We start from the raw sequence: 26,277 nt of genomic DNA on the forward strand, positions 1-26,277 counted from the left end.
AGGTGGAAATATGAAACGAAATCTTGTTTTGGGAGGTATTTTCTTATTTGGATTAGGTATTTTTTTATATCCTACTATTAGTAATTGGTTGGCGACCCGTGCACATTATTCTGAGATTAGCTCTTACGATAAGAAGATTAAAGCATTACAAAAGAAAGAAGTCGAACGTAGGGAAAAAGAAGCAGCCGAATATAATAAACAAGTTCAAACTTCTGCGAAAACATTTACAGATCCATTTTCTGAAAAAAAAAGTAATCATCAAGCGTATGCTGATGCGTTAAATTTAGGAGATGTAATGGGGTATATTGAAATATCGAAAATTAATATAAAACTGCCAATCTATCAAGGGACCTCTGAGGAAGTATTAAGTCGCGGGATAGGTCATTTAGATTTTTCTTCGCTCCCGGTAGGTGGAGAAAATACGCACACTATTTTAACAGGGCATCGTGGTTTACCATCAGCAAAATTATTTACAGATTTAGATAAGTTGAGTGAAGGAGATCTTTTTTATATTCATTCTTTAGACAAAGTTCTTGCTTATAAAGTAGATCAAATTAAAGTAGTGTTACCACACGAAATGGAAGATCTACAAATTGTAGAAAATAAAGATTATACAACTTTAATTACGTGTACGCCTTATGGAGTAAACACCAATAGATTGCTAGTTCGAGGTGAGCGTGTGGAGTTAAACGAGAAAGAAAAACCAAAAGTGAGTACAGAGATATTTATGTTTAATAAGTGGACTGTAATAGTTCCACTCCTATTGTTATGTGTGTTTCTAGTCGTAATTTATAAGAAAAGGTTTACTCGATAGAATGTATGTATTTATCCTGCATTAATGGGAAGTGGGACCGTAAATTCAGAGATAAGTAAAGAAGGTATATAGGGGATTGAAGTAAATCATCATTAATAAAAATTTCAATTTATTCGACTATAGAAAAAATACGGTAAAGGTGGGAACAAAGGAATTGAGGCTACGATTAAAGCTGGTAAGTATTCATTTTATTGTTTTGTTAATGTTAAGTGTAAGTTTTGTCATATATGTACCAAAAGAAGTATATGGATCCACGACAAACTTAGAAGGTCTAGGTGATATATCGCGCTATAATGCTGTTGTCTTTGGTAACCATAAAGCAATAGGTGGCGACATTGAAGGAGCAATTGCAGTTCAAGGTGATATGGATGCATCGGGGTATACAATTGTAGGTGCTGCAGCGGGAACATCTAATATAGTAGGTGAAAAATGGGTTGATGAGGGATATCCGTCCTTGTTATTGTCTGGAAAATTTAAGAAATCAAGAGAAGAATCTTTTATCATTCAAAACGGAATAGTCGTAATGACAAAAGAGAGTGATCCAAATCGCATCATACAATCCTCTTATGATCGTATCGTTTATAAAGAAAAACTAGAAATTGACGCGAAATTTAATGAATTTCGCAATATAGTGAACCAAGTCAGAAAAAATGCAGGTCAATATAAAACAAATACCCCAATTCCAAATATGAGTCATGGAATCGGAAAAGATATAAACAATCCTAATATTTATGTTTCATCAGAATTGACAGGGAAAATTAATTTAGATATAAGAGATGTATTTTTACCGAGTGCTAAGGACAAAGATTTTATTGTTATGTATTCGGATGCAACAGAGGTTACATTTAAAAATGGGGCTATTCTATATGACAAGAACAATATTGGAAGGGCTACGGATATAATTCCTACATCACAACCATATTCTCCCAATTCCCCGTTTACTGAGCTATACGGGAAAGTGATTTGGGTTTTTCCAAATGCGAAAAAAATTACAACAGAGGGATATGGTGTCGTTGGGAGTGTGTTTGCCCCAAATGCTGTATTAGAAACAAAAGGCGGCTCGATTAATGGACAAGCATTTGTCGGCGCTGTACAACAAACTGGTGGATTTGAATTTCACAATTTCAAATTTAACTGGCAACATTGGAACAAGCCTAGTACTGGAAAAGTAAAAATAAAAAAAGTTGATAGTAATAATGATAATAAAAAATTGGTGGGAGCAAAGTTTCATATAGAAGATTCAAAAGGAAAAATAGTTGGAGAACTAGTAACAAATAAAGAAGGAGAAGCGATATCAAAAGACTTACCAAAAGGAAACTATACCCTTGTAGAAATAGAAGCGCCAAAAGACTATGAATTATTAAAAGATAAAATAGCTGTAAAAGTAGAAAAAGATGCAGTAGTAGAAATTAAAATAGGAAATAAGAAATTGCCAGATCCAATGGGAAAAATGAAGTTAGTGAAAGTAGACATAAGTGATAAAAATAAAAAGCTAGCAGGGGCAAAGTTTCATATAGAAGATTCAAAAGGAAAAATAGTTGGAGAACTAGTAACAAATGAAGAAGGAGAAGCGATATCAAAAGACTTACCAATAGGAAATTATACTTTAGTGGAAAAAGAAGCACCTAAAGGTTACGAATTATTAAAAGATAACATAACTGTAAAAATAGAAAAAGATGCAGTAGTAGAAATTAAAATAGGAAATAAGAAATTGCCAGATCCAATGGGGAAAATGAAGCTTGTGAAAGTAGACATAAGTGATAAAAATAAAAAGCTAGCAGGAGCAAAGTTTAAAATTGAAGATTTAAATGGGAAAATAGTTGGAGAACTAGTAACAAATGAAGAAGGAGAAGTAGTATCAAAAGACTTACCAATAGGAAACTATACCTTAGTGGAAGTAGAAGCACCTAAAGGTTACGAATTATTAAAAGAAAAAATAACTGTAAAAGTAGAAAAAGATGCAGTAGTAGAAATTAAAATAGGAAATAAGAAATTACCAGATCCGACTGGACAATTTGAAATTGAGAAAGTTGATGATAAGGATATCAATTTAAAACTACAAGGCGCTATATTTCAAGTCTTAGATAAAGAGGGTAAAGAAGTGGCTAGATTAACAACGGATGAAAAAGGAAAGGTGATTTCCAGTCAATTAGTACTTGGAAAATATACGATAAAAGAAATAAAAGCGCCAAACGGATATATGTTACTTAGGGATCCAATAGAAATAGAAATTACAGAAGCAGTAAAGACACAAAAAATAACAGTGAAAAATGCGAAGAATAATTGGGTAATTCCTAATACTGGTGGGAGCGGAACAACAATTTTTTACGTAATTGGTATTATGCTAATGTTTGGTGTGCTATATTTCTGTAAGAAAAATCGTATATTATGAACTAATTTTATAGAGTTAGACAGATTGTTACGTTAGAGAGTTTTTAGGACATGAGTTCGGTATTGTACTGGACTCATGGTACTAAATTTGTTAAAGGAGGAAGGATAATAGTAAACATAGAATATATTAATGAATTAAAATATTTAAGAGGTGAACATGGTGGCAATAAAACAAGACGAAATTAAAGTAGTTGTCGGAGCTGGAGTGTTTAATAATAATCCAGGTTGGATTCAAACGCAAGAAGATGAACTTAACTTACTAGATAAAGCTACGTGGGAAGAAAGATTTGAATACAACTCTATTTCAGCTATTTTAGCTGAGCATGTATGGGAACACCTTACTTTTGAAGAAGGTGTAAGAGCAGCTGAAATTTGTTATGAATTTTTAAAACCATCTGGTCATATTCGGTGCGGAGTCCCTGATGCATTCTTTCAGGATGAGGCATATCAAAATATAGTTCAAATAGGGGGCCCCGGTCCGAAAGATCATCCAGCAGCAAGTCATAAAATCGTTCATAATTATATAACATTAACGAAAATGTTTGAAACTGCTGGATTCGAGGTAGTTTTACTTGAATATTGTGATGAAAATGGTCGGTTTTATTACAACGAATGGGATGCAAACGACGGTGTTATTTTCCGTTCGAAAAGGTATGATTCTAGAAATAAAGGCGATAAACTTGGTTTTCCATCGCTAATTGTCGATGCGATTAAGCGCTAATCATTCAACAAAAAAAGGAGTTAATCCTATGATTTCATAAGTCGCAAATGCGGCTTTTTTATTTGTACATAAATCTATATTTAATTTTCAATATTATATAATTCGATTTAGAAAATATTTAAGTTTTTCTCAGCACCATTCACTTTAAATTAACACTTCGTTGACATAAATATTTATTTTATATTTATATTCGTGTAAAATGAAATGGGAACATATGTTCTATATAAGGAGACAATCAAAATGATAGCTGAAATTAGGAAACTAACTGATGGATATATTGTAAAATTTGAACGCCAATTTCCATATACGGCAGAAGAAGTTTGGTCTGTATTAACAGAAAACAGTAAGCTGAAAAAATGGATGCCCAATTTACAGATTGAAAGCCTTAAAACTGCTGGAATAATAAAGTTCGACATGATGGACGGTTCATTCATAAATATTGATATTTTAGAGTGTCAACTAAACTCAGTACTTGAATTTACTTGGGATAAAGACCGTGTCAGATTTGAAATACATAATGAGGAAAATGGTACTCTTTTACTTCTTAAAGAGTACATTCATGAATTAACAGATCATACACCGAGAGATGTAGCTGGTTGGCATATTTGTTTAAATCTTTTTTCTTTCGTTTTAGAAGGAGAAGAGAAAGAATTTTCTAAAGATGAATGGCAACAGTGGTTTGAAATATACAAGGATAAGATTCATGAAGTGAGAGGATAATTGCATAATAGGTAATATTCATTATGTAATTATTATATTGTAAAAATGCTTTTGTGAATAAATAAGAATAGAGGTTAATATGAAAGTAAATCAATTAATTGCTAATAACATAAATAAATTAGATGCAACTATACCGTTTAATAAATCGTTTGGAATTGCTGGTTTATCTGGATCGGGTAAAACAACTTTTTGCCAAACAATTGGTGAAGAATCAAAAAAACGATTAGTTTCTTTATTACCAAAGGCTGAATATCAATATTTATTTCCTAACATTATGGAAACAAATTTTAGTGCCATTAAGATGGAAGAAATGCCTTTAGTACTTTTTCTAGGAAAATCATCGATTTCGTCTAATCCGCGTTCAACGATTGGTACTCATACTGGTGTTTTTACAGAGGTTCGGGAAAAACTTGCTGAAGTATTTAATCTTTCTCCAGAGGTCTTTTCATTTAATAATCAATTAGGCTGGTGTACTGGTTGTAAAGGCCGTGGTACTACAAAAAATGTTGAGTGTAAAAAATGTAAGGGAAAACGTTATAGTGAAGAAATTGAACAACATGAAATTGATTTGTTGGCCAAGCCACATTCAATTTCAAATATTAATGATTTAAGTGTTGAATCTATTCTTTCACTAGCAAAAGAGTTAAATATTAGTGAAGAAAAACAGCATATACTGCAAAATATTATTAATATGAACATTGGTTATTTAACATTAAATCGAATTATGGGTACGTTATCAGGTGGAGAGTTAACACGACTTTATTTGGCCGAATTCATGGCAGTAAGTGAAAATGCTGTAATTATTATTGATGAGATTTCAGTTGGACTTGATCATGAAACTTTATTACAAATTTTAGAAGAGATTAAACGATTAGGGTGTAAAAATCAAATTTGGCTTATTGATCATTCAGATACAGTACTAGATACATCTGATGAGCAATTGTTCTTTGGACCTGGTAGCGGAAAATATGGCGGGAAAATTGTGGAAGAATCACCAAGACCAAAGTCAATACTGTGGGATCGAAATAAAGAAATACCAACAGAATTTTATACATTCTATGATTTATATTGCCGTAATATCCAAATGGAGGAGTTTCAAATTCCTAAAAACAGGCTTGTAACAGTTACAGGAGAATCAGGATGTGGGAAATCTACACTTGTCAACGAATGTCTAGCTACAGATTTTTTGAAACGATATCCAAAAGATAAATTAGTTATGGTAGGACAAGACCGAAATCAATCAATTACAAGTCGATCAACTGTAGCAACTTTCCTAGATATTAAAAAGAAACTGACAAAGTATAGTGAAGACATTGATGATATTTTTGAGCGCTCGATTGAGGATATTATTGATGAACTTCCAAATGAAGATATCGCTTATAAACGTTTGAGCCTACTAATTAAATTAGGACTTGGCTATTTAACATTAGAGAGAAAAACACAAACATTATCGACAGGTGAGTTTCAATGTGTTCATTTAGTTTCGGAATTATTTGCAAACACTAGAAATCCACATACATTATTCATTTTTGATGAGCCTTCAAAAGGTTTATCACAAAATATTTTAAATCAATTTATCGATAGTATTAGAGGTATTCTGCAAGATGAATCAGTTTCTATCATTATGATTGAGCATAATCGTTACATGTTAGAAAGCTCTGATTATATAGTTGATTTTGGAAAAAGGCAGAATGAATCTGTAGAGCATTTGGATGTTGTTAATCATGAGGATTACTATCGTCAAAAAAGTAATGTGAATAGCACAAAGAAAATAAATATCTCTTCAATGCTTAAGCAGAAAAAAGGAGTTCACTATTTAGAAGAAAATCATATTAACTATTTTAAAAATGCCGAAAATGTTTATAAGGGCGGTATTTTAAAAAGTTTATCATCAATGGCTAGGTTAATTTATGGTGAATATGAATCTGATACAATCGCACCTGTTATTGCTATTGATCTTGAAAGACATTTATATAGTCAATATAGTTTCTTATATGAGATTGGTGGATTAATTAATCATATTGTAGCTACTCATCCAATTAATAAAGATACGAGAAGTTTTGATTTCTATTCACAGGACAATCATTGTCCATCTTGTTCTGGACGTCTTCAAATTGAAGTTTTTGATAAAGATATTGCCATTCAAGATAAAAGTGTTCCATTTTGGGATGGGCTATTCGATCCAGAAATCATGAAGGTATTAAAATTTTATCAGCATGAAAAAATAGAATTTCTATTCGAAGAAATAAAAAATGAGATTGGTCACGATTTGTCAAAGAGCTATAATGATATGTCAGAAGAAGAAAAGCATACGTTTTGGTACGGATATTTTGAAAAATCATTTTATGATAAAAAAGGAAAGACACGCAGAACATGGGTAGGATTTAATACAATTATTGGTGGATATATTGTTATTTCAAAAGCACCTATTAAAGAAGAAATTAAGAGTTCAAAAAAAATGATGAAATGTCCAATTTGTGAGGGGACGGTTTTAAATCATCATAAGCCACTTAAATTTGGTAACGTAGATATTCGTGAAATAATCAATCAGCCTATTAATAAAGTATTGAAAACAGTTGGTGATTTACCGGCACTTGTTACATTGAAGTCTATTGTTGGTGGCGATATGGTATTGACGGAAGATGTTTCTTTATTGCCAAGAAAAGCACAAGTTGCATTGAAAATGTTTGAATTAGAACAAGCAAGCTTTTCAAACTATGAAATGGTGTTACAAAATGTCTTACCATTCTGGAGCGAAATAAAAGGAAATATCGAATCCATTAGTGTTAATAATCAGGTAACTGTTTGTGATTTCCCTAATGTTTATGAAACGAGAGAAGCCATTATAGATAAGTATTTCACAAATGGTAAATATAAAAAACTTACGTATGTATACGAAGCGTTTGGATACAAAAAATTAGTTACTCAAATTAATAAAATTAAAAAAAGTAATCCATGTCCATTTTGTAAAGGTAAGAAAGTGATAACCGAAGATAATCTACATGATGGTGTCTTTAAACTAACAATTCCATGTGTAACTTGTAATGCAAGTGGTATTAATGACGAAGGGTTAAAAGAAGTTGTTGAGGGCGTGGATGTACAAACGTGGTTAACTGGAAAAGTAAGTGATGTTGTGAATGAAAGCTTATTAACAGAAGCTGTTGGACAAATACCAATTTTTAATCGCATACGTGAGTTGGATAAACGAGATATGATGGCGGTTTATGAATGTCTGGAGAAAAATAACTAGTGATGGATTGTCAATTGCAGTAGTTATAAAAACAGGAATATAGGTTTTTAATTATATAAATATAACATGTTAAATTGTTATTTAAATCGTTAAAAATAGTTGACCCTCACATAATATCATTGTTTATGATGAAGTTGAGCTTCAAAGTAGATGTAACTTATAGGAGGAAATCATGTTTAAAATAGGGGATTTTTCGAAACTATCTTCCATTAGTATACGTATGTTGAGACACTACGATAAAGTGGAATTATTACAACCAGTAAAAGTCGATGAGCAGAGTGGATATCGATTTTATTCAGCTGACCAATTAAAAAAGGTAAATCAAATTCAAACATTAAAAGCTATGGGGTTTAATATTGCTACCATCAAAGAAATAATAGAATGCGATAATATAGATAGCATAAAAGAGCAATTTTTAAATCGTAGTGCTCAAATTAAAGAAGACATGAATAACCTCCAAAAACAATTACGTCTCCTCGAAGACTCAATGAAAACGATGAGAGAGGATGTTGTTGAGATGAATTATCATGTTTCAATAAAAGAAATTCCAGAAAGAACTGTAGCTAGTGTTAGAAAGATTATTCCATCGTATAATTGCGAAGGTGATTTATGGAGTGTATTAATGCAAGAAATTCAAATGAAAAATATTAGTATTGCCCAACCGAGTTATAGTATTGCGGTTTTCCATGATCGTGAATACAAAGAAAATGATGTAGATATAGAAATACAGCTAAGTATTCTAGGTAAGCACGAAAATACAAAAGACGTTACATTTAAAAATATGGAATCGACTAATGTAGCTTCTATAACAGTTAATGGAAGTTATGAACAGATGACAGCTGTAAATGAGGCTGCGGCAAAGTGGATTGAGACAGAAGGTTACAAATTAGCAGGCCCGATGTTTAATATTTATCATGTGAGCCCAGCGATGGAATCGGATCCTAATAAGTGGGTTACAGAAGTTTGTTATCCAATAAACAAATAAGTAATAAAAAAGGCATGTTTTATGCCTTTTTTATTTTATGAATATCTCAAAATATATAATTTTTCCTCTTTACAGTTTTCGTATCGGACTACATAAGGCAATAAATACTTCAATTATTTTAGTAAAAGCAGCTAAAGCAAATATAAATACAGGATTGTAGGCTGAAATAATTCCACCTACTAATGCCCCCAATGGCATAGATAATCGTGTAAGTACACGAGAAAAACCTAAAACACGTCCTTGCAAATTGGATGGAACAGTTTCCTGCCGAATTGATGTAACAATCGTATTCCATGTGATATTACATGTCATCGCGATTCCGAAAGCAATTCCGGGAGCGAGCCAATATGTACCCCACAAAGCAAATGTTAATCCAAGCGCTCCCAAAAATAGGAGTAAAGGAATAAGTACACCACGTCGAAATTTCTTTTCTAAAGGAACGGCAATTAAGCTTCCTAAAAGCCCACCTATTCCTATTAAAGTATAATTATAGCCACTTTGTGTGGAGGTAAGATTTAATGTCGACAATAAATAATACATAAGTACACCTAAAACAGCACTTGCTCCAAAGTTACCTACCATTGCTTGAAGTGACAAAGCTATATTTAACCGATCATTTTTCAGCCATTTAAATCCATCAAACAAATCATTTAGTACATTTTGCAATGTTTTTTTATCAGTATTCTTTTTATTTAAGTTTTTCATAGAAGGTAATATAATCACAGCAATTAATGTAGCAATAAATGAAAGAACATTAATCCAAAGTACTTGAAAGCCGCCAATAAAAGATATGAAAAGCCCAGCTATGATTGGACCAAACAAACTAGCCAATTGATTAACCATTTGATATAAAGAATTAGCCTTCGTTAATGATGCACCTGCGATGTGTGGAATGACTGTAACTGTTGTTACATCAAAAAGCATGGACATAACTGCTAAGATAAAAGTAATTACGTATAAATGCCAGACTTCTAATAGATGTAATGCATGTAAAATTGGTACGAGACTTACTAAAATAATATTGGTAATATCCGCCATCCAAAGTAACTTTTTTCGATCATATCGATCAACTAGTACACCAACTAAAGGGCCAAATAAAACGATTGGCAATACGTTAACAGCAAATAAAGAACTCATAATTACAGCTGAACCAGTTAATTGATAGGCAATCCAAGGCAGTGCAAAAGTATATAGTGAATCCCCGATTCGTGAAATGAGTAAACCAAAAATAAAAATCTTGTATTCTTTTGAAAAAGTTGTCTTGACAGTTAATCTTCGTTCTTGTACAAATTTCACAATTGTATGACCTCCCTTTTTTATAGAGGAATTTGAAAATAATCCGTCCAATATGTATTAAATATAGAATTCTGTAAGAAGTTGTTGAATCCTACTTTATAATATTGATTTTATATAAAATTGTAGGGAATAGAAATTAGGGCGGTTTTTATGCGAGGAGGCGGAATGATTCGAGAACAAAAGGGGTTGCTGGATAAAGAGTTAATCTTATGACCTTTTCCGCAATTATTGTTGTTAGCAGAACTTTTGAAAGAAGATCCTACATTAATATATCCCTTTTTTAGTTAATAATAGCCTCCTTAATACTAGTTAATACAAGGAGGCATTAAATTTTTAATAATTAATGGTATGTGTATCCTCCATCAGGAAACAATACATTACCCGTAGTAAAACTATTTTGCATTAAATATAGGACAGTATGTGCAATTTCATCATTATATCCAGCTCGTTGTACAAGTGAAAGAGATTTATAAGCTTTGTAAGCAACTAGTCTATTTTCGTTTTGTTCATTTTCTCTTTGTATTGTTCCAGGAGAAACCACATTAACTCTAATAGGAGCTAATTCCACAGCTAAAGCTTTCCCTAAACTTTCAATAGCACCATTGCAAGCTCCATAGGCAGGTGCGCCTTTAAGTGGTCTTTGACTAAATGCACCAGACATTAACACAATCGATCCAGAGTTTGAAAGAAAAGGAATTGCATATTTTACGGCATAATATTGAGGCCAAAACTTTCCGATGAAGCTACTTTCAGCAATTTCCTCTGTAGAGGTAATTGGTCCAAGTGTGTAAGAGGCTCCCGGTGTGAATAAATGATCAAAGTTCCCAACTGTCTTGAAAAAATTTTGTAATTGCTCTTTATTTTGATTATCCAATATATAAGTTTGAAGATGATTGTTATTTATTACTTCTCGAGCAACTTTTAATTTTTCTTCCGAGCGTCCGGCAATAATAACATGTGCGCCTTGTTTAATTGCTTGTGTTGCTGTTGCTAATCCAATACCAGAACTCCCGCCAATGATAACAATACGGCTATTTTTTAATGTAGTAATAGACATATTTTAGCCACTCCTTTAATAAAAAATTTAGAATATAACTAACTGTGCTATGCTTTTATTATTCGCTAAAAGGGAGCAAGTGAAAAGTACGCACTTTATATGTACATAGTCGCAAATTTCGTACTAATCGCTATACATGCGGATAAGTAATAGGAAAAATTTCTAAATATGGTTTATCCCGCATTAACGGGCAGTAAAACTCTCACCTCAAAGTTAGGAAAATGCAAGGAAGTTAGGTAAGAGATCAATTGCCCGTAAAAGCCCGATTGGTTCAACTAATAATCAGTGTGGGATGAACAAAACCCCCACTGATTAAAGTTTCACTTTATGATATCTGAGGAGAGGTGAGAAAAATGGATTTACAAGAAACGAAGTTAAAAGGGGTAATAGCAACATTACAAATAATCGGTGGGAAATGGAAGTCACTCATTTTGTTTATTTTGCTAACAGATGGAATGAAACGTTTTGGTGAATTAAAGCGATTGATACCAGATATATCTCAAGGGACGTTAGCGAAGCAATTACGTGAATTAGAGCAAGATCAACTAATAAAACGCGAAATTTATCAAGAAATACCACCTAAAGTAGAATATAGCTTAACTGAACATGGAAAAACAGTCAGTACTGTTTTGGATAGTATGTGTAGTTGGGGAAGAGGGCATTTAGAATATATAGATAAAGATAAACCATAAAAATGTTATGTAAACTTATTGTAGTGTGAAGGGAAATGTTGTTTTAATAATTTGTATTTTATAATATATAATTAAAGAGTGTCGTAGGTTATTATACATATTTAATTTATTTTTACAAAGGGGAAGTAATAAGATGAACGAATTAGAGTATAAAAGCTTCTATGATAAAGTAGGAAGATTAAATGGATGGGATTTTAGCAAAATAAAATGTGAAACTGTAGGAGATACATGGGACTTTTATAGTGAGGTAAAAGAAAGGTGTAAACCATCACATATTTTACTTGATGTTGGTACAGGCGGAGGAGAAAATGTACTTAACATAGCATCATCAGCTAAATTGTTGATTGGAATTGATAATTCTAACGGCATGATTGCAACGGCACATTCTAACTTGAAAAAATCAGGTGTACAAAATGTTGAGTTTCTTCAAATGGGTTCTGAAGCTTTAACATTTCCACATGCACATTTTGATATTGCTTCAAGTTGTCATGCCCCGTTTCTGGCATCTGAGTTAGCGAAAGTAATGAAAAAGGGTGCCTTTTTCTTAACACAACAAGTAAGTGAGCATGATAAATTAAACCTGAAAGAAGCATTTGGTAGAGGACAATGCTTAGGTGAACGGGATGGTACTTTAAAAGAAAATTATATGAATGAACTTATTAGTGCAGGATTTGATCTCGTGCAAGTACGTGAATATGATGTTACTGATTATTACAGTAGGTCTGAAGATCTCATTTTCTTATTAAAACATACCCCTATTATTCCTAGATTCGGAGAACAGGAAGAGGATTTTACTATTTTACAAAAGTTCATTGATACGTATAGTTCTGAAAAAGGGATTCGTACTAATTCAAAAAGATTTATGATTATTGCTGTTAAATTATAATGTATTTTAGTGTAAAAGCTGCTTTTCATTTAAAGAAAAGCAGCTTTTTGTGTGGAAAAGAATACAGGAAATACTTGAAAATAATAGAAATAAATAAAGTGTAAATTAAAAAATCAAAATATGGAGGATAAATGTTTTGAAACGTTACTATATTAGCAATGAAAAAATAAATGTACATATTACTGAATGGGGGAATAATGAGAAGCCCGTTATCTTTTGTTTACATGAATTAGGTAGTACGAGTTTAAGTTTTATAGAAATTGCTGAGGAATTAAAAGAAGAGTATAGATTTATCTCCGTTGATGCACCTGGACATGGTAAAACACCCCCATTTGAAAGAACAGAAGATTATGAGATGCACAATTTAGCAAATTGGTTAAATGAAATAATAAATGAATTGAGAATCAAATACTTCTATTTTCTATCACATTCATGGGGAAGTTTTGTAGCGTTATTTTATTTGTTAAATCATCCAGAAAAAGTACAAGGAAGTATTCTTATTGATGGTGGATATCAAACAAAAAGGCTTCGAGAAGAAACGTTGGAAGAAGAAATTGCTTATTATGAAAAGGACTTTGATGAATACGTTTTTAATAATTGGGACAAATTTTTCAAAAGTGAAAAAGAAGCTTATACTAGGTGGTCTTCATTGTTAGAAGTTGCTGTAAAGGATCTAGGGATCGAAATGGATAATAAAGTATGGTGGCATGCCAGGGGAAATACAGCTAGTAATATAATAAGAGGTATGCATAAAGATGAAACAATAGATATATATGAGAAGCTACCGGCTAATATTGTATTACTTCGAGCTACAGTCCCACAAGTTTGGGCGGATTATAGAGATAAGACAGTAAATGTTTTTAAAGAGAAAACGGACAGTATAGTAAAAGTAATTCCTGATACTACCCACATGTTGCACTGGGATAAACCAGAAATTGTTATAGCGGAAATAAAAAATAATTGGAGCTAACATATTCATACTAAAGTTGTAGTTTCTATATGAAAAATCCATCCTTCCGTTTGATTTTATCTATTTATAAGTGTAATACAATACGAATAGATAATAAGAAATGAGGGGGAATGTAAAGTGATTACACATATATCAGATATAAAACTACAGACGGTTTCCATAGAAGGGGTAAAACAAGTTTATAAGGACATATTATCTTTTCCAATAAAAAAAGAAACAGCATCCTTCATTCAATTTGAAGTAACACCTTATACAACAATTAGTTTTCAAGAAGTGTATGAACCAATCGCACCTGCACATTTTGCTTTTGAAATCCCATATTCAAAATTCCATGAAACAGCAAGGTGGTTAAACGACTCTGGATTACTCATTGTGAAATGGCAAAATGGAAATGTAATTGGTGAAGAGAAAGGTCTATTCAATTTATACTTTAAAGACGGAGATGGAAATCTACTCGAAATTATTGCACATAGTTATGTTAAAGAAGATGTATTAGTACCATATTCACCTTTAAACATTTTATACGTAAGGGAAATCGGTCTTCCCGTTAAGAGTGTACCTGTTTTTACGGAATGGTTAAAATCAAATCTAAATATGAAAACGATGGAAGATGGGGATATTTTTAACTTTGTTATAGGTGGCACTGCATATATCGTCGCGACTTGGTGGCAGCGACCTTGGATTCCAATCGCGATGAAAGCTCTATCACCGAAAGTATACGTTTCTTTGGGAACACCAGACGTCGCATTTTTACAGCGAATCCAAAATAACTTTAAGAAAAATAGTGTATCATTTGAATGTAAACGTAATGAAGTATCATTTATTGAGCAAGGATATACATTTTCAATTGTGCATACATCAGAGTTTCATTCGGATATTCCTAAACAATTAAACTTACCGCTTTCTATTTAAGGATGGAAAGCGGTAAGTTTTTTGTATATTCGTGAAGAAGGTTTTAGCTAGGATTATAGTGAATTTAAAGAGAAGTATAAGGTGTTATTCTAATTTATGTTAAGGGGGGAAATAAAGTGGTTTTAGGTAATCCAATTGCAAAAGGGAATACAGCAGAAATTTATTTAACTGATGATAAGGTTGTAAAATTATTTAAAGATTACCTCCCAGATACAGAGTCTATGAATGAAGCAAAAAAACAAAAATATGCGTATTCATGTGGGTTGCCAGTTCCAAACGTATTTGAAGTGAAAAAGATACAAAATAGACAGGCAATTATTATGGAACATGTAAAAGGGGACAACATTGGTGATCTTCTGCTTAATAATTTAAATGAGGCAGAGCGTTATATCAGCCTTTGTGTTAATGAGCAAAAAAAGATCCATGCTATACATGTAAATACAGATGAAATGGAGTTAATGAGGGAAAGGTTAGAGCGTCAAATTAAATCTGTGCATAAATTGGATGAACGCAAAAAGAAGGGTATATTACAAAAATTAGATTTTATTACATTTGATTTTAGGCTATGTCATGGAGATTTTCATCCATTTAATTTGATTTTGAGTAAGGAAGAGAAAGTGAAAGTTATAGATTGGGTAGATGCTAGTTCAGGTGATATTCGCGCAGATGTATTTCGAACATATTTGTTGTACTCACAATCTTCGGTAGAATTAGCTGAGATGTATTTACATATATATTGCAGTCGTACCGGCTTATCAAGAGATGAAGTTTTTCAATGGGCTCCTATAATTATTGCAGCTAGATTTTCTGAAAAAGTATCACCGCAAAATGAAGTGTATTTGAGAAGATTATTGAATCAGTATTTATAAGTCATAAAAAAGGTTGTCAGCTAATTAATAAATGCTGTTGTTTAACCAAAGTTTCCTTGCAGTTAAACAACGGCATTCTTAAATATTGATATAGGTATTCTTATTTTCGATCTTCATCCTATAAAGGTTCATAATCCGTACTTGTTCCTCCGTTAATTCTTCTTTATCCCAATACATATGCATTAAGCTATATTCAAAAATCTCCTTTAATTTAATAAATAACGGAAACTTGTCTTTCATCTCTTTTGGTAGCTCATTTTCCTCTTGGTAGCCTTCAAATAGTGCTTTTGTAATAGAATACTCATAGTCAACGATATTCCCATTTCCAGCAAATGAATATTCTATCGCACTATAAATAGGAACGGCTAAATCGAATATGTAAAAATGTTTTTGGAATGAATCCAAGAGAATATCAACTTAACAAAATGCCTATCCAATCATTTGTTAAACTAAATTTAAATAAAGAAGGGGCGTTTAAAATGAATATTTCTAGAAAAATAGAGGTTGAACAGTTACGAAATAGGAAGAGTGAGCTATTTGATAAAGAGGTACTTAACATATTAAATGGTCAAGTTATGTATGAAGAATTTAAAAATAAAAAGCTAATGGGTGATTCTGATTATGCACCATTTAATGAGGCAATGTGTGTGAACCCTGCTACTACACAAGTTTTTGATGAGGATTTTATTAAAACAAGAGCGGAAGGACATAACAGTTCCGTAGAAAGTTATACAAAAAAGGTTATAGATCCGTTAGAAAAACTTTTTACGAAAAATTATAAATGTATTGTTTTATGGTTTGGTGAAGATATGTTTTGTCAAATGAACCTACTTACCATACTTTCTCACCTTGAACAGTCTGTTTATGAAGGGAAGGTATACTTAAATAGCTTTAGAGAGGATGAATTTAAAGTAAATCAAATTGAACTTGAATTGGGGAAGTATTCTTCTATATACAATGAAGTATTAGTAAACCATAAAAAGACCTCTCATAAGGTACCACCTGTAATGTATCAGGCTATAGACTTATTTTTAGAAATGCTAACAGAAGATAATGCAGTAATGAAATTCATCTCTAAAAATAAAGATTTATCAACTCGTGAATTATTAATAAAGTTGTTTTATCTTTTTCCAACAATCGGATATGGAGATACTCAGTACATAGAGCTGATTAATAAAATAAAGAAGAAAGCTACACCAAAAATATAGGTGCAGCTTTCTTCTTATAATTGCTCAAGTAATTCTAATTCTTTTTCTACAAATAGCATTAGTTCTTTAATTGTTTCACCAGAAAAATCAAAACGAATACCGGCTGCATCATACACTTCTTTTATAGATTGCGAGCTTCCTAGTGATAATGCCTTTTTATAATTTTCTAGCGCTTGCTTAGGATCCTCTTTATATTGTTTATACATTTGTAATGCACCAAGTTGGGCGATCGCATATTCAATATAATAAAATGGTACTTCAAAAATATGGAGTACAGGTAGCCAACTCGTTGCTATCCAGTTTTCGTAGCCATCAATATGTATGACGCTAGACTGATAATGTTTTTGAAGTTGTAAGTATTTTTCATTTCTTTCTTCAGAAGTATGACTTGGATTTTCATACAGCCAGTGTTGAAATTGATCGACAATAAGCATAATAGGTAAATATGAAATAACATCTTTAAAGAAGTTAATTTTTGCTTGTTTTAAATCTTTTTTGTCTGTATAGAAGGTATCCCAATAATTAAGCGAGAATAACTCCATTGTCATACTGGCTAGCTCAGCTGTTTCAGCTGGAATTTCTATATACTGTCGTAATTTTAATGGTTTTATGAGTTCGTTATGAATACTATGACCCATTTCATGTATAAAAGTGACAATATCATCTTGTGTATAATTTAAGTTCATAAAAATATAAGATAATTGTGAAGCTGGTAAGTACTCACAAAAGCCACCAGCTGCTTTTCCTTTGCGGCTTGTTAAATCAAGACAATTGTGTTTATACATTCGGTTTAAAAGTGCTGAAAATTCAACATCTAGTTTATTAAAGATATGAGTGCTCTTTTCAATTAAATCATTTTCATTTGCAATAGGTTTAAGTACTTTTTGATCTGGAGTTACAGCTGATACATCCCACGGGCGAAGTGTATCCAATTGCAGTTTATCTTTTTTCTCTAGCAATATTTTATCTTTAAGAGGCACAACATACTTACGTATGGATTCAGCTAGTTCATAGCAATCTATCGCTGAATAATCAAAACGCTCGTATTTTTTGAACATATAATCACGATAATTCTCTAGTTGAATATTTTTTGCTTTTTGATGGCGAATTTCAATTAATTGATTTAATATGTTTTGGAGTTCTTTTTCAACAGATAAAAATTGTTCAGAAATAATGGTTTTTGCCTTTTTACGGGTGTCACGATTCGAATCTTGTAAATAGGATTGTAATTCTGTTATCGTTTTTTCTTCTCCGTCCCAAATTCCACTTAATCCTCCAGTGATTTCAAAGTACTCTGTGACTAATTTGTCTTCCTTTATTTCTAATTCGATATTTTCCTCACAAAATAACTTTTGAGCATTTTTTATTTTTGTATCTAATAAACCATATACATTAGAATCTAATTCCATTCGAAAAGGTGACTCTAAATATTTATTATCCAATAAATTTTGGTATCGCTTTAAAAGTGGCTTTACAAATTGTTGATCATGTTCAAAAGTATCCTTTATTTCTTCATCATCCGTATTACATTGAAAGGCGATGTAATGTGATCTTAATTGTTCTTCGATGTCCCAAATTACTTTTGACTGCTCTTTTAACCAATTTTCAAGGTCTAGTTTTGAAGAAATCATTTTATTTAATAAAGTCGAAAGAGTTTTTTCCAATTGTAGTACATTACTAATATCAATCGTATTTACACGTTGCATTATATATCCCTCACTTTTTATTTATTCATAGAGATATTCTATTTATTAATTGTAATTCCCTTGTTAAGTGGGGTAAATGTGAAATAATGTTAAATTTAATAATTAAAGAAGGTATTTATATGTCAAAGTAAAAAGTTTATCGTAAATGAAAATATATGGAGGGGTGCTGCATGAGAAAGGGAAAGAAGTTACTTGTATTTTTATTTCCACTTGCTTTATTATGTGCCTGTGAGAATGACATTGAAGATGCTAAAAGTGAAGATTCTATAGTGATGGATATTGCCACAGCAGCGGTAAAGGAGGAATCTTTTTTTAGTGCTGCTATAAGAGATGAAAAAGAAAGAATATTAGATTTAGAGATTGCTGATAGCGAAGATAGTAACGAAATAAAAAATGATATTAATAAAAGATTGGTGATACAAGGTGTAACGTCTTATAAAATCAATATAACTCAAAGAAATAGAGAAGTTGTAAAGGCAGAGAGTAGATGGAATCAAGTTTTTGGACATATATTTGATGACGTATTCAGAAAAAATGGATATGAAGGGTTTGGTATTCAGCAAATAAATTATAAAAAGAATCAACCTGTTACCATTGATATAAAAACTAAGATGAGCGATGATGAAGTAGGGGCGAGAGAACTTGGACAGAAAATAGAAAAAGAAGTTGAAGTTGTACTTAAAACAGAAGCAGTAAAGAAATGGATTGAAAATGATTCATATGCTATTGGGATTTACGATATAGATGATCGGAAAATTAACTAATTGAGGAATGAATGCTATATGAATGAAAAATCGATATAATTAAATATAGAATTACTGAAGGAGGTGTAAGATGTATAAGTATTTACATATTTTAAACGACATAGAAAATATGATTCAAAATGGAGAAATAAGAGAAGGAAAGAAATTACCGTCTATACGGTCACTCGTTACGCAATATGAATGTAATAAGGCAACAGTTATACGTGCGCTTCATGAATTAGAAAAGCGTCACATTATATATTCTGTCCCTCAAAGTGGATACTACGTTGTTAAAAAATCAAAGAGTACTATAGAAAATAACGAGATAATTGATTTTGCCTCCTCAGCACCAGATCCAGATGTTTTTCCGTATTTAGATTTTCAACATTGTATTAATAAGGCTATTGATACGTATAAAAATGATTTGTTTGTATATGGAACGCCGAAAGGCTTACCATCTTTAATACCAGTTATTCAAAAACAACTAGCAAATTATCAAGTCTTTACAAAAGAAGAAAATATTTTTATAACATCAGGTGTTCAGCAGGCACTTGCTATATTAACTTCTATACCATTTCCGAATGGAAATGAAACTGTATTAATTGAACAACCAACATATCATCTATATATTGATTATCTAGAAATAAATAAAGTTCCTGTAATCGGTATTAAACGTACGAATGAAGGTATCGATTTGAATGAATTGGAGCAAATATTTCAAACCGGAAAAATAAAATTCTTCTATACGATACCGAGATATCATCATCCGCTTGGAACGTCTTATTCTAAAGATGAGAAAGAAAAAATCACACTATTGGCTAAGAGATACAATGTATTTATAGTGGAAGATGATTATTTAGCAGATTTAGAAACTGATTCAAAAGCAGATCCATTATATAGCTTGGATAATTGTAGTCATGTCATATATTTGAAAAGTTATTCGAAGATTATTTTTCCAGGTTTACGGGTTGGAGTTGCGGTCATTCCACCATCCATTGCAAATGCGTTCTATACATACAAAAAGATACTAGATATTGATAGTCCGATGATTTCTCAAGCGGCTTTAGAAATTTATATAAAGAGCGGTATGTTTGAACGTCATAAAAGTAAAATTAATTCTTCCTACTATAATAGATCAATAAAACTAGCAGAAACATTAGAAAAAGTGCAAAATGAAGATCCATCATTATTTACATATAATAGACAAAACACATTTGGAATACACACTTGTTTAGAAATGCAGAAAAACACAGTTACAGAAACACTTATACAAAAATTAGGTGACAGGCAAATAAGTGTCGATACTATTGATAAGAATTATATGAGGAATTTTCCTAAAGAAAAACTGTTAAAGTTAAATGTTTCGAATGTAAAAGAAGATAAGATTGAAGAAGGTATTCGTAAAGTAATTGAGGAAATCAAGCAATTAAGACAGTTTAATTTTCAGTTTAGAAAAGAATAATTTGAATTAGGAGGTTCGTTGTGAGGCGCAAAATCATTCTCTTGTTTGTATGTAGCGCTATAGTGGCAGGTGCAATTGTTGTGATTACATATTATAAAAAAGAGGATTAATGCATAGCAGTTGCAAAGTATTCAAGAGGTATTATCGTAGATTAAAATAACGAACCTATAACTAATGTGAAAATTTATGAAGATTCAATTGAAAGTAAGATGCGTAGTATTTCAAATGCACAAGGTGAATTTGAAATACCACATGGAGTTTGTGGTGAAATTGCATTAAAATTAGTTACTCAGAATGGGGAAGTCTATACGAGAAAATATGATAAGAATCATGTGTAAGAAGAAAACTAAAGGTGAATAAAATGAAACCATTACAGAGAAAAGTAGCAGTTGTGGACGGAGCAACTATATATGTAACTGAATAACTATATGTTTTTTAAGAGCGCTCTTAGAAAAGAGTGCTCTTTTTCATTAATGTAAATATTTACTTAGCATCTTTTTAAAATGATTTTTATCATAATTTACATATTGCGTAGCTGTATTTCGTATTGGATCTCCGGCATAAAATCTTTCATACAATTCGTGTCTAGATCCTAATGGACTTCCAATGATATCCCAGGCTAACTTAAATAATTTTGTGCGTTGTTCGGCATCTATATTCGTTCCTTTAAAGTGCTTTTTCAATAAATTAGCTATCGGACTTTGGAAGTCATTCGAGCTCGAAGGAAGTTGAATGAACCCACCTGCTCCAATTAATTGTAAAATTTCTATTGCACGGGGATAATATTTGGAACCAAGATTCCTTGCAGTTTCAATATATTTAAAATTCGGCAAATAAGTTTTCGTTTCATTTGTAGTACCTTCAACTTCTGCAGCAATTAAAAGTGCGCGAATTGTTTCGATTTGCATAATTAATTCCCCAAGCTTCTCTTGAACATGCAAATAAGTAGTAGCACCGATCGCTTCAGCAATTTCACAAGCAATTGCAGTTATAAATTCTAGCTTTACTACTAATCGTACAATTGCTTGGTGATAAGCTAAACTACTAGAAGCTACATCTGACTTTATTGCCCATAACGCTTCAGGGTTGTTATATAGTAAGACTCGTTCCCATGGTACAAATACATTATCAAAGATTAATAGTGCATCCATTTCATCGTACTGTGAGCTAAGAGGGGAATCAACTGTAATTGAATGTGTATTCGCAAATGGTTCTCTACAAACCATATGTAATCCAGGGGAATTGGCTGTCACGATGAGAAAGTGAGCTAAATCTTTTTGAGTATCAGTCAGTTTTGCTAATGGATAGATTAATAAATCATTTGAATAAGGAGAAGCAGTACCAATCATTTTAGCACCACTTAAATAAATTCCATCAGAAGTTTTTTTCGTAACTCTTAGTAATCCTAAGTCGTTTGTATTCAACATTGATTCTGTAGATCGATTTATTTGTGGATCACGTTGAACTACGCTTAAGAATAAGTGATTATCTCTTGCTTCTTCATAATAAGATGTAATTTTATCTGGAAACTGTGCATCGAATTTTTTATAAAAATATTTTGATACGTACCAGCCAGTAAGTCTCGATCTTGCGTAATCAGATAGTCTACTCATTACACCGTCTGTAGCATAACTCCACGTTTCAAAAGCGATTCTCCTCATTAATAATTCGTTATAGGAATTCGGAACTAAAAAGGCTGTATGGACAAATTCTTTCGTTTTTGGACTAACATATCCAACAGAATCTCTTCGTATTGGATCATCAAACAATGTAAATAAATTAGAAATGGTACTTAATGTTCCTGCAAAATGTTTGTCTGTAGTTACATCTACTTTTTGTCCATAGAGCCAAACGTTACGACCATCTTGTAAGCTCTTTATATAGTAATCTTTCAAATTTTGCATATTTCCTCCTTCTAAAGACTATTCATATATTTGGACATCTTTTAATGGTGGGGAATATACGTGGAAAGTTATTACTGCTGAATCTGTAGCATTATACATTTTATGCACAGTATCTTTTTTTACTGTGAAAATATTTCCCTCTGTAAACTCTTCAATCCGCTCGCTATTATTTTCGTACGTTATATTTTGTAACGTACCATTGACTATTAGTATACATCCTACAGATATTCCATGATCGTGCACAAAGGTCTTTGCTTTGCTGGGGAAATTTAATACTAAAATCTCTACGAATTCAGACTGATAGATAACGTTCCTTCCGTATTCAAGATTAACTGGTGAAGTAATAAGAGCTATTTTATGAAGTGAAATATTTAATGATTGAATAGTGTGTATTAAATTGAACGTATCGTAGTTACATAGGTTATTAAATGCCTTTCTTATGTTATGAATCAATTGCATGTACAACTTCCTCCTAAGCATTTGCAGTGAAAGAAAGTAATCTCCTATTATATCGTGTGTAGTCGATTACATAACATTGTATTGAATAAATTCAAAAAGGTGACTGGTTTTAATTTGGTAATATTTGCTCTGGACTACATGGTAATTAATTCCTTTTTTATGGTATGCTTGAACTATAGCCCGCTTTCTATTGGAAAGGTGATGAAATAAATGGCAGTTCTTTTAGTGGATAATCTATATCAAATGTCTATTGTTTTACTGATCTTATGTTCATTTTGTTTTTATAGATATTTAAAGAAAATAAAAAGGAAAAGAAAGCTTACAGGTTTTGAAATTACGATGTATATCGTGACGCAACTTGCGTATTTCATTTGGGCGGCAACGACTTTTCTTAAAATGTTATCAGAATAGTAATCTTGAAGTATTAGACGCTGAACAGAAAGGTACAGGAGCATTAAAGGTATAAACGTGGGCAAGAGTAATTTATCATCTATTAGGTAAATAAATTTAGTCGAAATTTAGATGGATAACAATATTACTTATAACATCTTTATAAAAAGAGAGGATATAAATGGAACAATATAAGTTAATTGTAAAAGGGCCTAAACAACTTGAGTGGGAAACAAATGAAATTAAGGACATACAGGACGATGAAATTATCGTTAAAACAATCGCAGGATCGATAAGCATTGGGGCCGAGTTACCACAGTATAATGGATCCGATGTTACAGATCCGCATCCTTTTTATCCAAGAAAAACTGGATATGAAAGTTATGGTGAAGTGATTGAAGTTGGTAATCAAGTAACACATGTAAACGTAGGTGATAAAGTAGTTTCTTTTTATGGACATGAAACGATAGGGATAGTTAAGGCGCATAAAGTAATTCGAGTGCCTAGTTCTATACAACCTAAAATTGCTTTATTATCTATTCTTTCATGTGATGCCGCTAAAGGAGTATTGAAACTAAACCCGCGACAGGATGAAAAAGTACTTATAATTGGAATGGGAGTTATTGGTTTACTCGCTTGTTATTTCTTAAAATACTATGTAGGCATTGAGCACGTGGATGTTGTTGAGCCTAATAAAAATAGAAGAGATTTTGCAAAGAAGTTTGGTACGAAAAACATATATGATTCAGAAGAGAAAATAATAGAAACATATGATTATGGTTTCGAATGTTCTGCTACAAATAGTGGGTTCCATACTTTGCAAAAAGCTCTTAAAACTAATGGTGAAATATGTATACTGTCTGATGGCAATATAGAAGAACTAACATTAACTGCTAACTTTTATCAGAAAGAATTGCAAATCATTGGATCAAGTGATGGATACGATTATCAAAAGCATGCAGATTGGTTTTTTGAAGAAATAGGAAAAACACCATTTATAGAAGAGATCTTTCAACATGAAATACATTATACTTCACTCATACAATGCTTTGATGAATTGAGTTTAGGGATAATTAAACCATTAAAAGTATATGTTTCATATGAATAACGAAAAAAATGAGAAAATATTTGTCACATACCTTACAAATGTTTCGTCACATTTATGATTACTAAATGAGGAGGAACATATATGAAAATATTTGTAGCAGGTGCAACGGGTGTAATAGGACGTTCTTTATTGCCAATGTTAATAAAAAATGGGCATACAGTTTTTGCGATGATCCGTAATACTTCGCAAGTAGAAGCAATGAAAAAGGTTGGTGCCATACCAGTAATAGCTGATGTATTTAATAGAAAGGCTGTATTTTCTGTATTAGAAGAAACAAATCCCGATGTAGTTATTCATCAATTAACGTCATTATCTTCATGGGATTTTGAGGATAATGCAAAAATTAGAACAAAAGGCACTCGTAACCTTGTCGATGCAGCTAAAAATGTAGGGGTACAGAAAATAATCGCTCAAAGTATTTCATGGGCGTATGAACCAGGGGATACATTTGCGACTGAAAAAGATTCACTACATATTACTGCTTCCATGCCTCGACAAGTCACTGTTAATGGCATATTGAAATTAGAAGAAGCTGTTACTGAATTACCTGAATCGGTAATACTTCGTTATGGCACATTATACGGACCAGGAACATGGTATGCGGAAAACGGATTAATAGCAAATCAAGTTCGTAATAATGAGATTATTGCATCAGACGGGATAATCTCGTTTATACATGTCGAAGATGCTGCAAGAGCTACTATGCTATCCCTTAATTGGCCTTCAGGAATCGTAAATATTGTAGATAATTATCCAGCAACTAGTAAAGAATGGTTACCAATATATGCAGCAGCGATAGGGGCACCTAAGCCTAAAGTTCAAGATGGGAAAAATAGTTGGGAAAGAGGAGCTTCCAATAATAAAGCACGTAAAGAGTATGGTTGGATACCTTTATTTCCATCATGGTCTGAAGGATTTAACAACTTAATAGGTAAGTAAAACACACCTTTAATGGGAATGATAGTAAAATACACCATTAAAGGATTGGGTTATTATGAATATAATTTGGGAAAGTATTATATTAACTTTTACTGGAATAATTGTTTTGAAAATGACAGGTAGTACATCTGTCAGCCAAATGACAAGAGCTGAAATCATTATAGTTGTATCAATTGGCCGTATTATTGTAGAACCTGTATTAAGTAGAAAAGTAGTCCCATCTATATTCGCGGCTATCATATTTGCAAGCATATTACTTATCATTCATTTCTTTGAATTGAAATTAAGGAAGGTGGAACAATTTTTAAATGGAAGTAGCATTATAATTGTTGAAAACGGAGAGATTGTAAAAGAGAATTTGATGCAGGCAAAAATGTCGGAACAACAACTTTATATGCAATTAAGAGAAAAAGGGATTCATGACGTAAAGAGTTTACAGCAAGTTACAGCGGAACCGAATGGTCGTATTGGTTATCAATTAATAAAAGAAGCACAACCAATAACTTTAGAAATGTTAGAAAAAGTATTAGATCGGTACAATATAAAAAGATAATTTCTCGTGAGAAAAAGCCAATACTATGAACTGCACCTCCAATTGTTAGACACAGTCTAACAATTGGAGGTGCAGTTTTTTGTATGACAAAATTTACGAAGGATTTAAAGTTAACGCTCGTTCAAGGATTTATCCGAAAATAATTTCTCAAGCAGAATATGCAAAACAGATGCATATTACAAAGGCACAATTTCAATACTGGTTACGCTTATACGAACTCCATGGAGAAGAAGGTTTACACG

At 31.9% G+C, this 26,277-nt stretch carries 24 protein-coding genes and 2 pseudogenes; 20 read left to right on the forward strand and 6 right to left on the reverse strand.

From position 1 onward, the window contains the following. Positions 1 to 10 precede the first annotated feature (10 nt). The 6 genes from ACTFRM_RS30170 (at position 11) to ACTFRM_RS30195 (ending at position 8,881) form a co-directional block, all read left to right on the forward strand. A complete protein-coding gene (locus ACTFRM_RS30170) occupies positions 11 to 814 on the forward strand; it encodes a class C sortase (RefSeq protein ID WP_002197786.1) in 804 nt (267 codons plus the stop codon). Positions 815 to 968: 154 nt separating this feature from the next. Next, positions 969 to 3,206 (forward strand): SpaA isopeptide-forming pilin-related protein, encoded by a 2,238-nt coding sequence (locus ACTFRM_RS30175; protein ID WP_440043830.1) that lies wholly within the window; start codon positions 969 to 971, stop codon positions 3,204 to 3,206. 156 nt (positions 3,207 to 3,362) lie between these two features. After that, positions 3,363 to 3,926 carry a class I SAM-dependent methyltransferase gene (locus ACTFRM_RS30180; RefSeq protein WP_000225721.1) on the forward strand — a complete coding sequence of 188 codons (564 nt, stop codon included), beginning with the start codon at positions 3,363 to 3,365 and terminating at the stop codon, positions 3,924 to 3,926. 240 nt (positions 3,927 to 4,166) lie between these two features. Then, on the forward strand, positions 4,167 to 4,646 hold the full coding sequence (locus tag ACTFRM_RS30185) for an SRPBCC family protein (protein WP_000559863.1): 480 nt from the start codon (positions 4,167 to 4,169) through the stop codon (positions 4,644 to 4,646). A 79-nt stretch (positions 4,647 to 4,725) separates the two neighbouring features. Next, positions 4,726 to 7,896: an ATP-binding cassette domain-containing protein gene (locus ACTFRM_RS30190; RefSeq protein WP_426867563.1), complete on the forward strand. Its 3,171-nt coding sequence runs from the start codon at positions 4,726 to 4,728 to the stop codon at positions 7,894 to 7,896. Between the two features lie 172 nt (positions 7,897 to 8,068). Next, positions 8,069 to 8,881 (forward strand): MerR family transcriptional regulator, encoded by an 813-nt coding sequence (locus tag ACTFRM_RS30195; RefSeq protein WP_097987321.1) that lies wholly within the window; start codon positions 8,069 to 8,071, stop codon positions 8,879 to 8,881. Between the two features lie 69 nt (positions 8,882 to 8,950). Here the strand turns inward: ACTFRM_RS30195 and ACTFRM_RS30200 are convergent, their stop codons facing one another. Both ACTFRM_RS30200 and ACTFRM_RS30205 read right to left on the reverse strand, forming a co-directional pair. Continuing rightward, positions 8,951 to 10,177 (reverse strand): MFS transporter, encoded by a 1,227-nt coding sequence (locus ACTFRM_RS30200; RefSeq protein ID WP_173601090.1) that lies wholly within the window; start codon positions 10,175 to 10,177, stop codon positions 8,951 to 8,953. A 340-nt stretch (positions 10,178 to 10,517) separates the two neighbouring features. Beyond that, positions 10,518 to 11,234 carry an SDR family oxidoreductase gene (locus tag ACTFRM_RS30205; protein WP_127063960.1) on the reverse strand — a complete coding sequence of 239 codons (717 nt, stop codon included), beginning with the start codon at positions 11,232 to 11,234 and terminating at the stop codon, positions 10,518 to 10,520. A gap of 353 nt (positions 11,235 to 11,587) precedes the next feature. On the opposite strand from ACTFRM_RS30205, the gene ACTFRM_RS30210 reads away from it, so the two are divergent. The 5 genes from ACTFRM_RS30210 (at position 11,588) to ACTFRM_RS30230 (ending at position 15,563) form a co-directional block, all read left to right on the forward strand. Further along, positions 11,588 to 11,926 (forward strand): winged helix-turn-helix transcriptional regulator, encoded by a 339-nt coding sequence (locus ACTFRM_RS30210; protein WP_000365541.1) that lies wholly within the window; start codon positions 11,588 to 11,590, stop codon positions 11,924 to 11,926. Between the two features lie 133 nt (positions 11,927 to 12,059). After that, complete coding sequence (locus ACTFRM_RS30215) at positions 12,060 to 12,812, forward strand: class I SAM-dependent methyltransferase (protein ID WP_001003869.1); 753 nt, start codon at positions 12,060 to 12,062, stop codon at positions 12,810 to 12,812. Between the two features lie 136 nt (positions 12,813 to 12,948). Next, positions 12,949 to 13,782: an alpha/beta fold hydrolase gene (locus ACTFRM_RS30220; protein WP_173601089.1), complete on the forward strand. Its 834-nt coding sequence runs from the start codon at positions 12,949 to 12,951 to the stop codon at positions 13,780 to 13,782. Between the two features lie 117 nt (positions 13,783 to 13,899). Continuing rightward, positions 13,900 to 14,694: a VOC family protein gene (locus ACTFRM_RS30225; protein ID WP_098772228.1), complete on the forward strand. Its 795-nt coding sequence runs from the start codon at positions 13,900 to 13,902 to the stop codon at positions 14,692 to 14,694. 116 nt (positions 14,695 to 14,810) lie between these two features. Beyond that, positions 14,811 to 15,563, forward strand: a complete 753-nt coding sequence (locus ACTFRM_RS30230) for an aminoglycoside phosphotransferase family protein (protein ID WP_173601088.1) — start codon at positions 14,811 to 14,813, stop codon at positions 15,561 to 15,563. A 78-nt stretch (positions 15,564 to 15,641) separates the two neighbouring features. Here the strand turns inward: ACTFRM_RS30230 and ACTFRM_RS30235 are convergent, their stop codons facing one another. After that, a complete protein-coding gene (locus ACTFRM_RS30235) occupies positions 15,642 to 15,968 on the reverse strand; it encodes a hypothetical protein (protein WP_002006075.1) in 327 nt (108 codons plus the stop codon). On the opposite strand from ACTFRM_RS30235, the gene ACTFRM_RS30240 reads away from it, so the two are divergent. Beyond that, positions 15,959 to 16,771, forward strand: coding sequence for an AraC family transcriptional regulator (locus ACTFRM_RS30240; RefSeq protein ID WP_226368695.1), 813 nt, complete (start codon positions 15,959 to 15,961; stop codon positions 16,769 to 16,771). The two genes, ACTFRM_RS30235 and ACTFRM_RS30240, sit on opposite strands and share 10 nt — an antisense overlap. A gap of 14 nt (positions 16,772 to 16,785) precedes the next feature. On the opposite strand, the gene ACTFRM_RS30245 is transcribed toward ACTFRM_RS30240, so the two are convergent. Beyond that, positions 16,786 to 18,477 (reverse strand): M3 family oligoendopeptidase, encoded by a 1,692-nt coding sequence (locus ACTFRM_RS30245; RefSeq protein ID WP_173601087.1) that lies wholly within the window; start codon positions 18,475 to 18,477, stop codon positions 16,786 to 16,788. A 170-nt stretch (positions 18,478 to 18,647) separates the two neighbouring features. Here ACTFRM_RS30245 and ACTFRM_RS30250 point away from each other — a divergent pair, with 170 nt between their 5' ends. The 3 genes and pseudogenes from ACTFRM_RS30250 (at position 18,648) to ACTFRM_RS30260 (ending at position 21,020) form a co-directional block, all read left to right on the forward strand. Then, positions 18,648 to 19,241, forward strand: coding sequence for a DUF4030 domain-containing protein (locus ACTFRM_RS30250; RefSeq protein ID WP_440043831.1), 594 nt, complete (start codon positions 18,648 to 18,650; stop codon positions 19,239 to 19,241). Positions 19,242 to 19,311: 70 nt separating this feature from the next. Next, a complete protein-coding gene (locus ACTFRM_RS30255; RefSeq protein WP_440043832.1) occupies positions 19,312 to 20,682 on the forward strand; it encodes a PLP-dependent aminotransferase family protein in 1,371 nt (456 codons plus the stop codon). A gap of 113 nt (positions 20,683 to 20,795) precedes the next feature. Next, a pseudogene (locus ACTFRM_RS30260) lies at positions 20,796 to 21,020 on the forward strand (hypothetical protein). A 132-nt stretch (positions 21,021 to 21,152) separates the two neighbouring features. Here ACTFRM_RS30260 and ACTFRM_RS30265 read toward each other — a convergent pair. Further along, on the reverse strand, positions 21,153 to 22,586 hold the full coding sequence (locus tag ACTFRM_RS30265; RefSeq protein WP_173601085.1) for a 4-hydroxyphenylacetate 3-hydroxylase family protein: 1,434 nt from the start codon (positions 22,584 to 22,586) through the stop codon (positions 21,153 to 21,155). A gap of 18 nt (positions 22,587 to 22,604) precedes the next feature. Continuing rightward, positions 22,605 to 23,045 carry a cysteine dioxygenase gene (locus ACTFRM_RS30270; protein WP_173601084.1) on the reverse strand — a complete coding sequence of 147 codons (441 nt, stop codon included), beginning with the start codon at positions 23,043 to 23,045 and terminating at the stop codon, positions 22,605 to 22,607. Between the two features lie 210 nt (positions 23,046 to 23,255). On the opposite strand from ACTFRM_RS30270, the gene ACTFRM_RS30275 reads away from it, so the two are divergent. From ACTFRM_RS30275 to ACTFRM_RS30295, 5 genes and pseudogenes are all read left to right on the forward strand, one after another. Then, a complete protein-coding gene (locus tag ACTFRM_RS30275; RefSeq protein WP_173601083.1) occupies positions 23,256 to 23,456 on the forward strand; it encodes a hypothetical protein in 201 nt (66 codons plus the stop codon). A gap of 160 nt (positions 23,457 to 23,616) precedes the next feature. After that, entirely contained in the window at positions 23,617 to 24,543 is a 927-nt protein-coding gene (locus ACTFRM_RS30280; RefSeq protein ID WP_173601082.1) for a zinc-dependent alcohol dehydrogenase, read from the forward strand. A gap of 81 nt (positions 24,544 to 24,624) precedes the next feature. After that, positions 24,625 to 25,482 carry an NAD-dependent epimerase/dehydratase family protein gene (locus tag ACTFRM_RS30285; RefSeq protein WP_000689433.1) on the forward strand — a complete coding sequence of 286 codons (858 nt, stop codon included), beginning with the start codon at positions 24,625 to 24,627 and terminating at the stop codon, positions 25,480 to 25,482. A 55-nt stretch (positions 25,483 to 25,537) separates the two neighbouring features. Then, positions 25,538 to 26,035: a DUF421 domain-containing protein gene (locus tag ACTFRM_RS30290; RefSeq protein ID WP_001021701.1), complete on the forward strand. Its 498-nt coding sequence runs from the start codon at positions 25,538 to 25,540 to the stop codon at positions 26,033 to 26,035. 83 nt (positions 26,036 to 26,118) lie between these two features. Next, a pseudogene (locus ACTFRM_RS30295) lies at positions 26,119 to 26,277 on the forward strand (helix-turn-helix domain-containing protein); the annotation flags it as partial.

This window comes from Bacillus cereus group sp. MYBK227-1, from assembly GCF_051916325.1.
GTDB lineage: Bacteria > Bacillota > Bacilli > Bacillales > Bacillaceae_G > Bacillus_A > Bacillus_A cereus.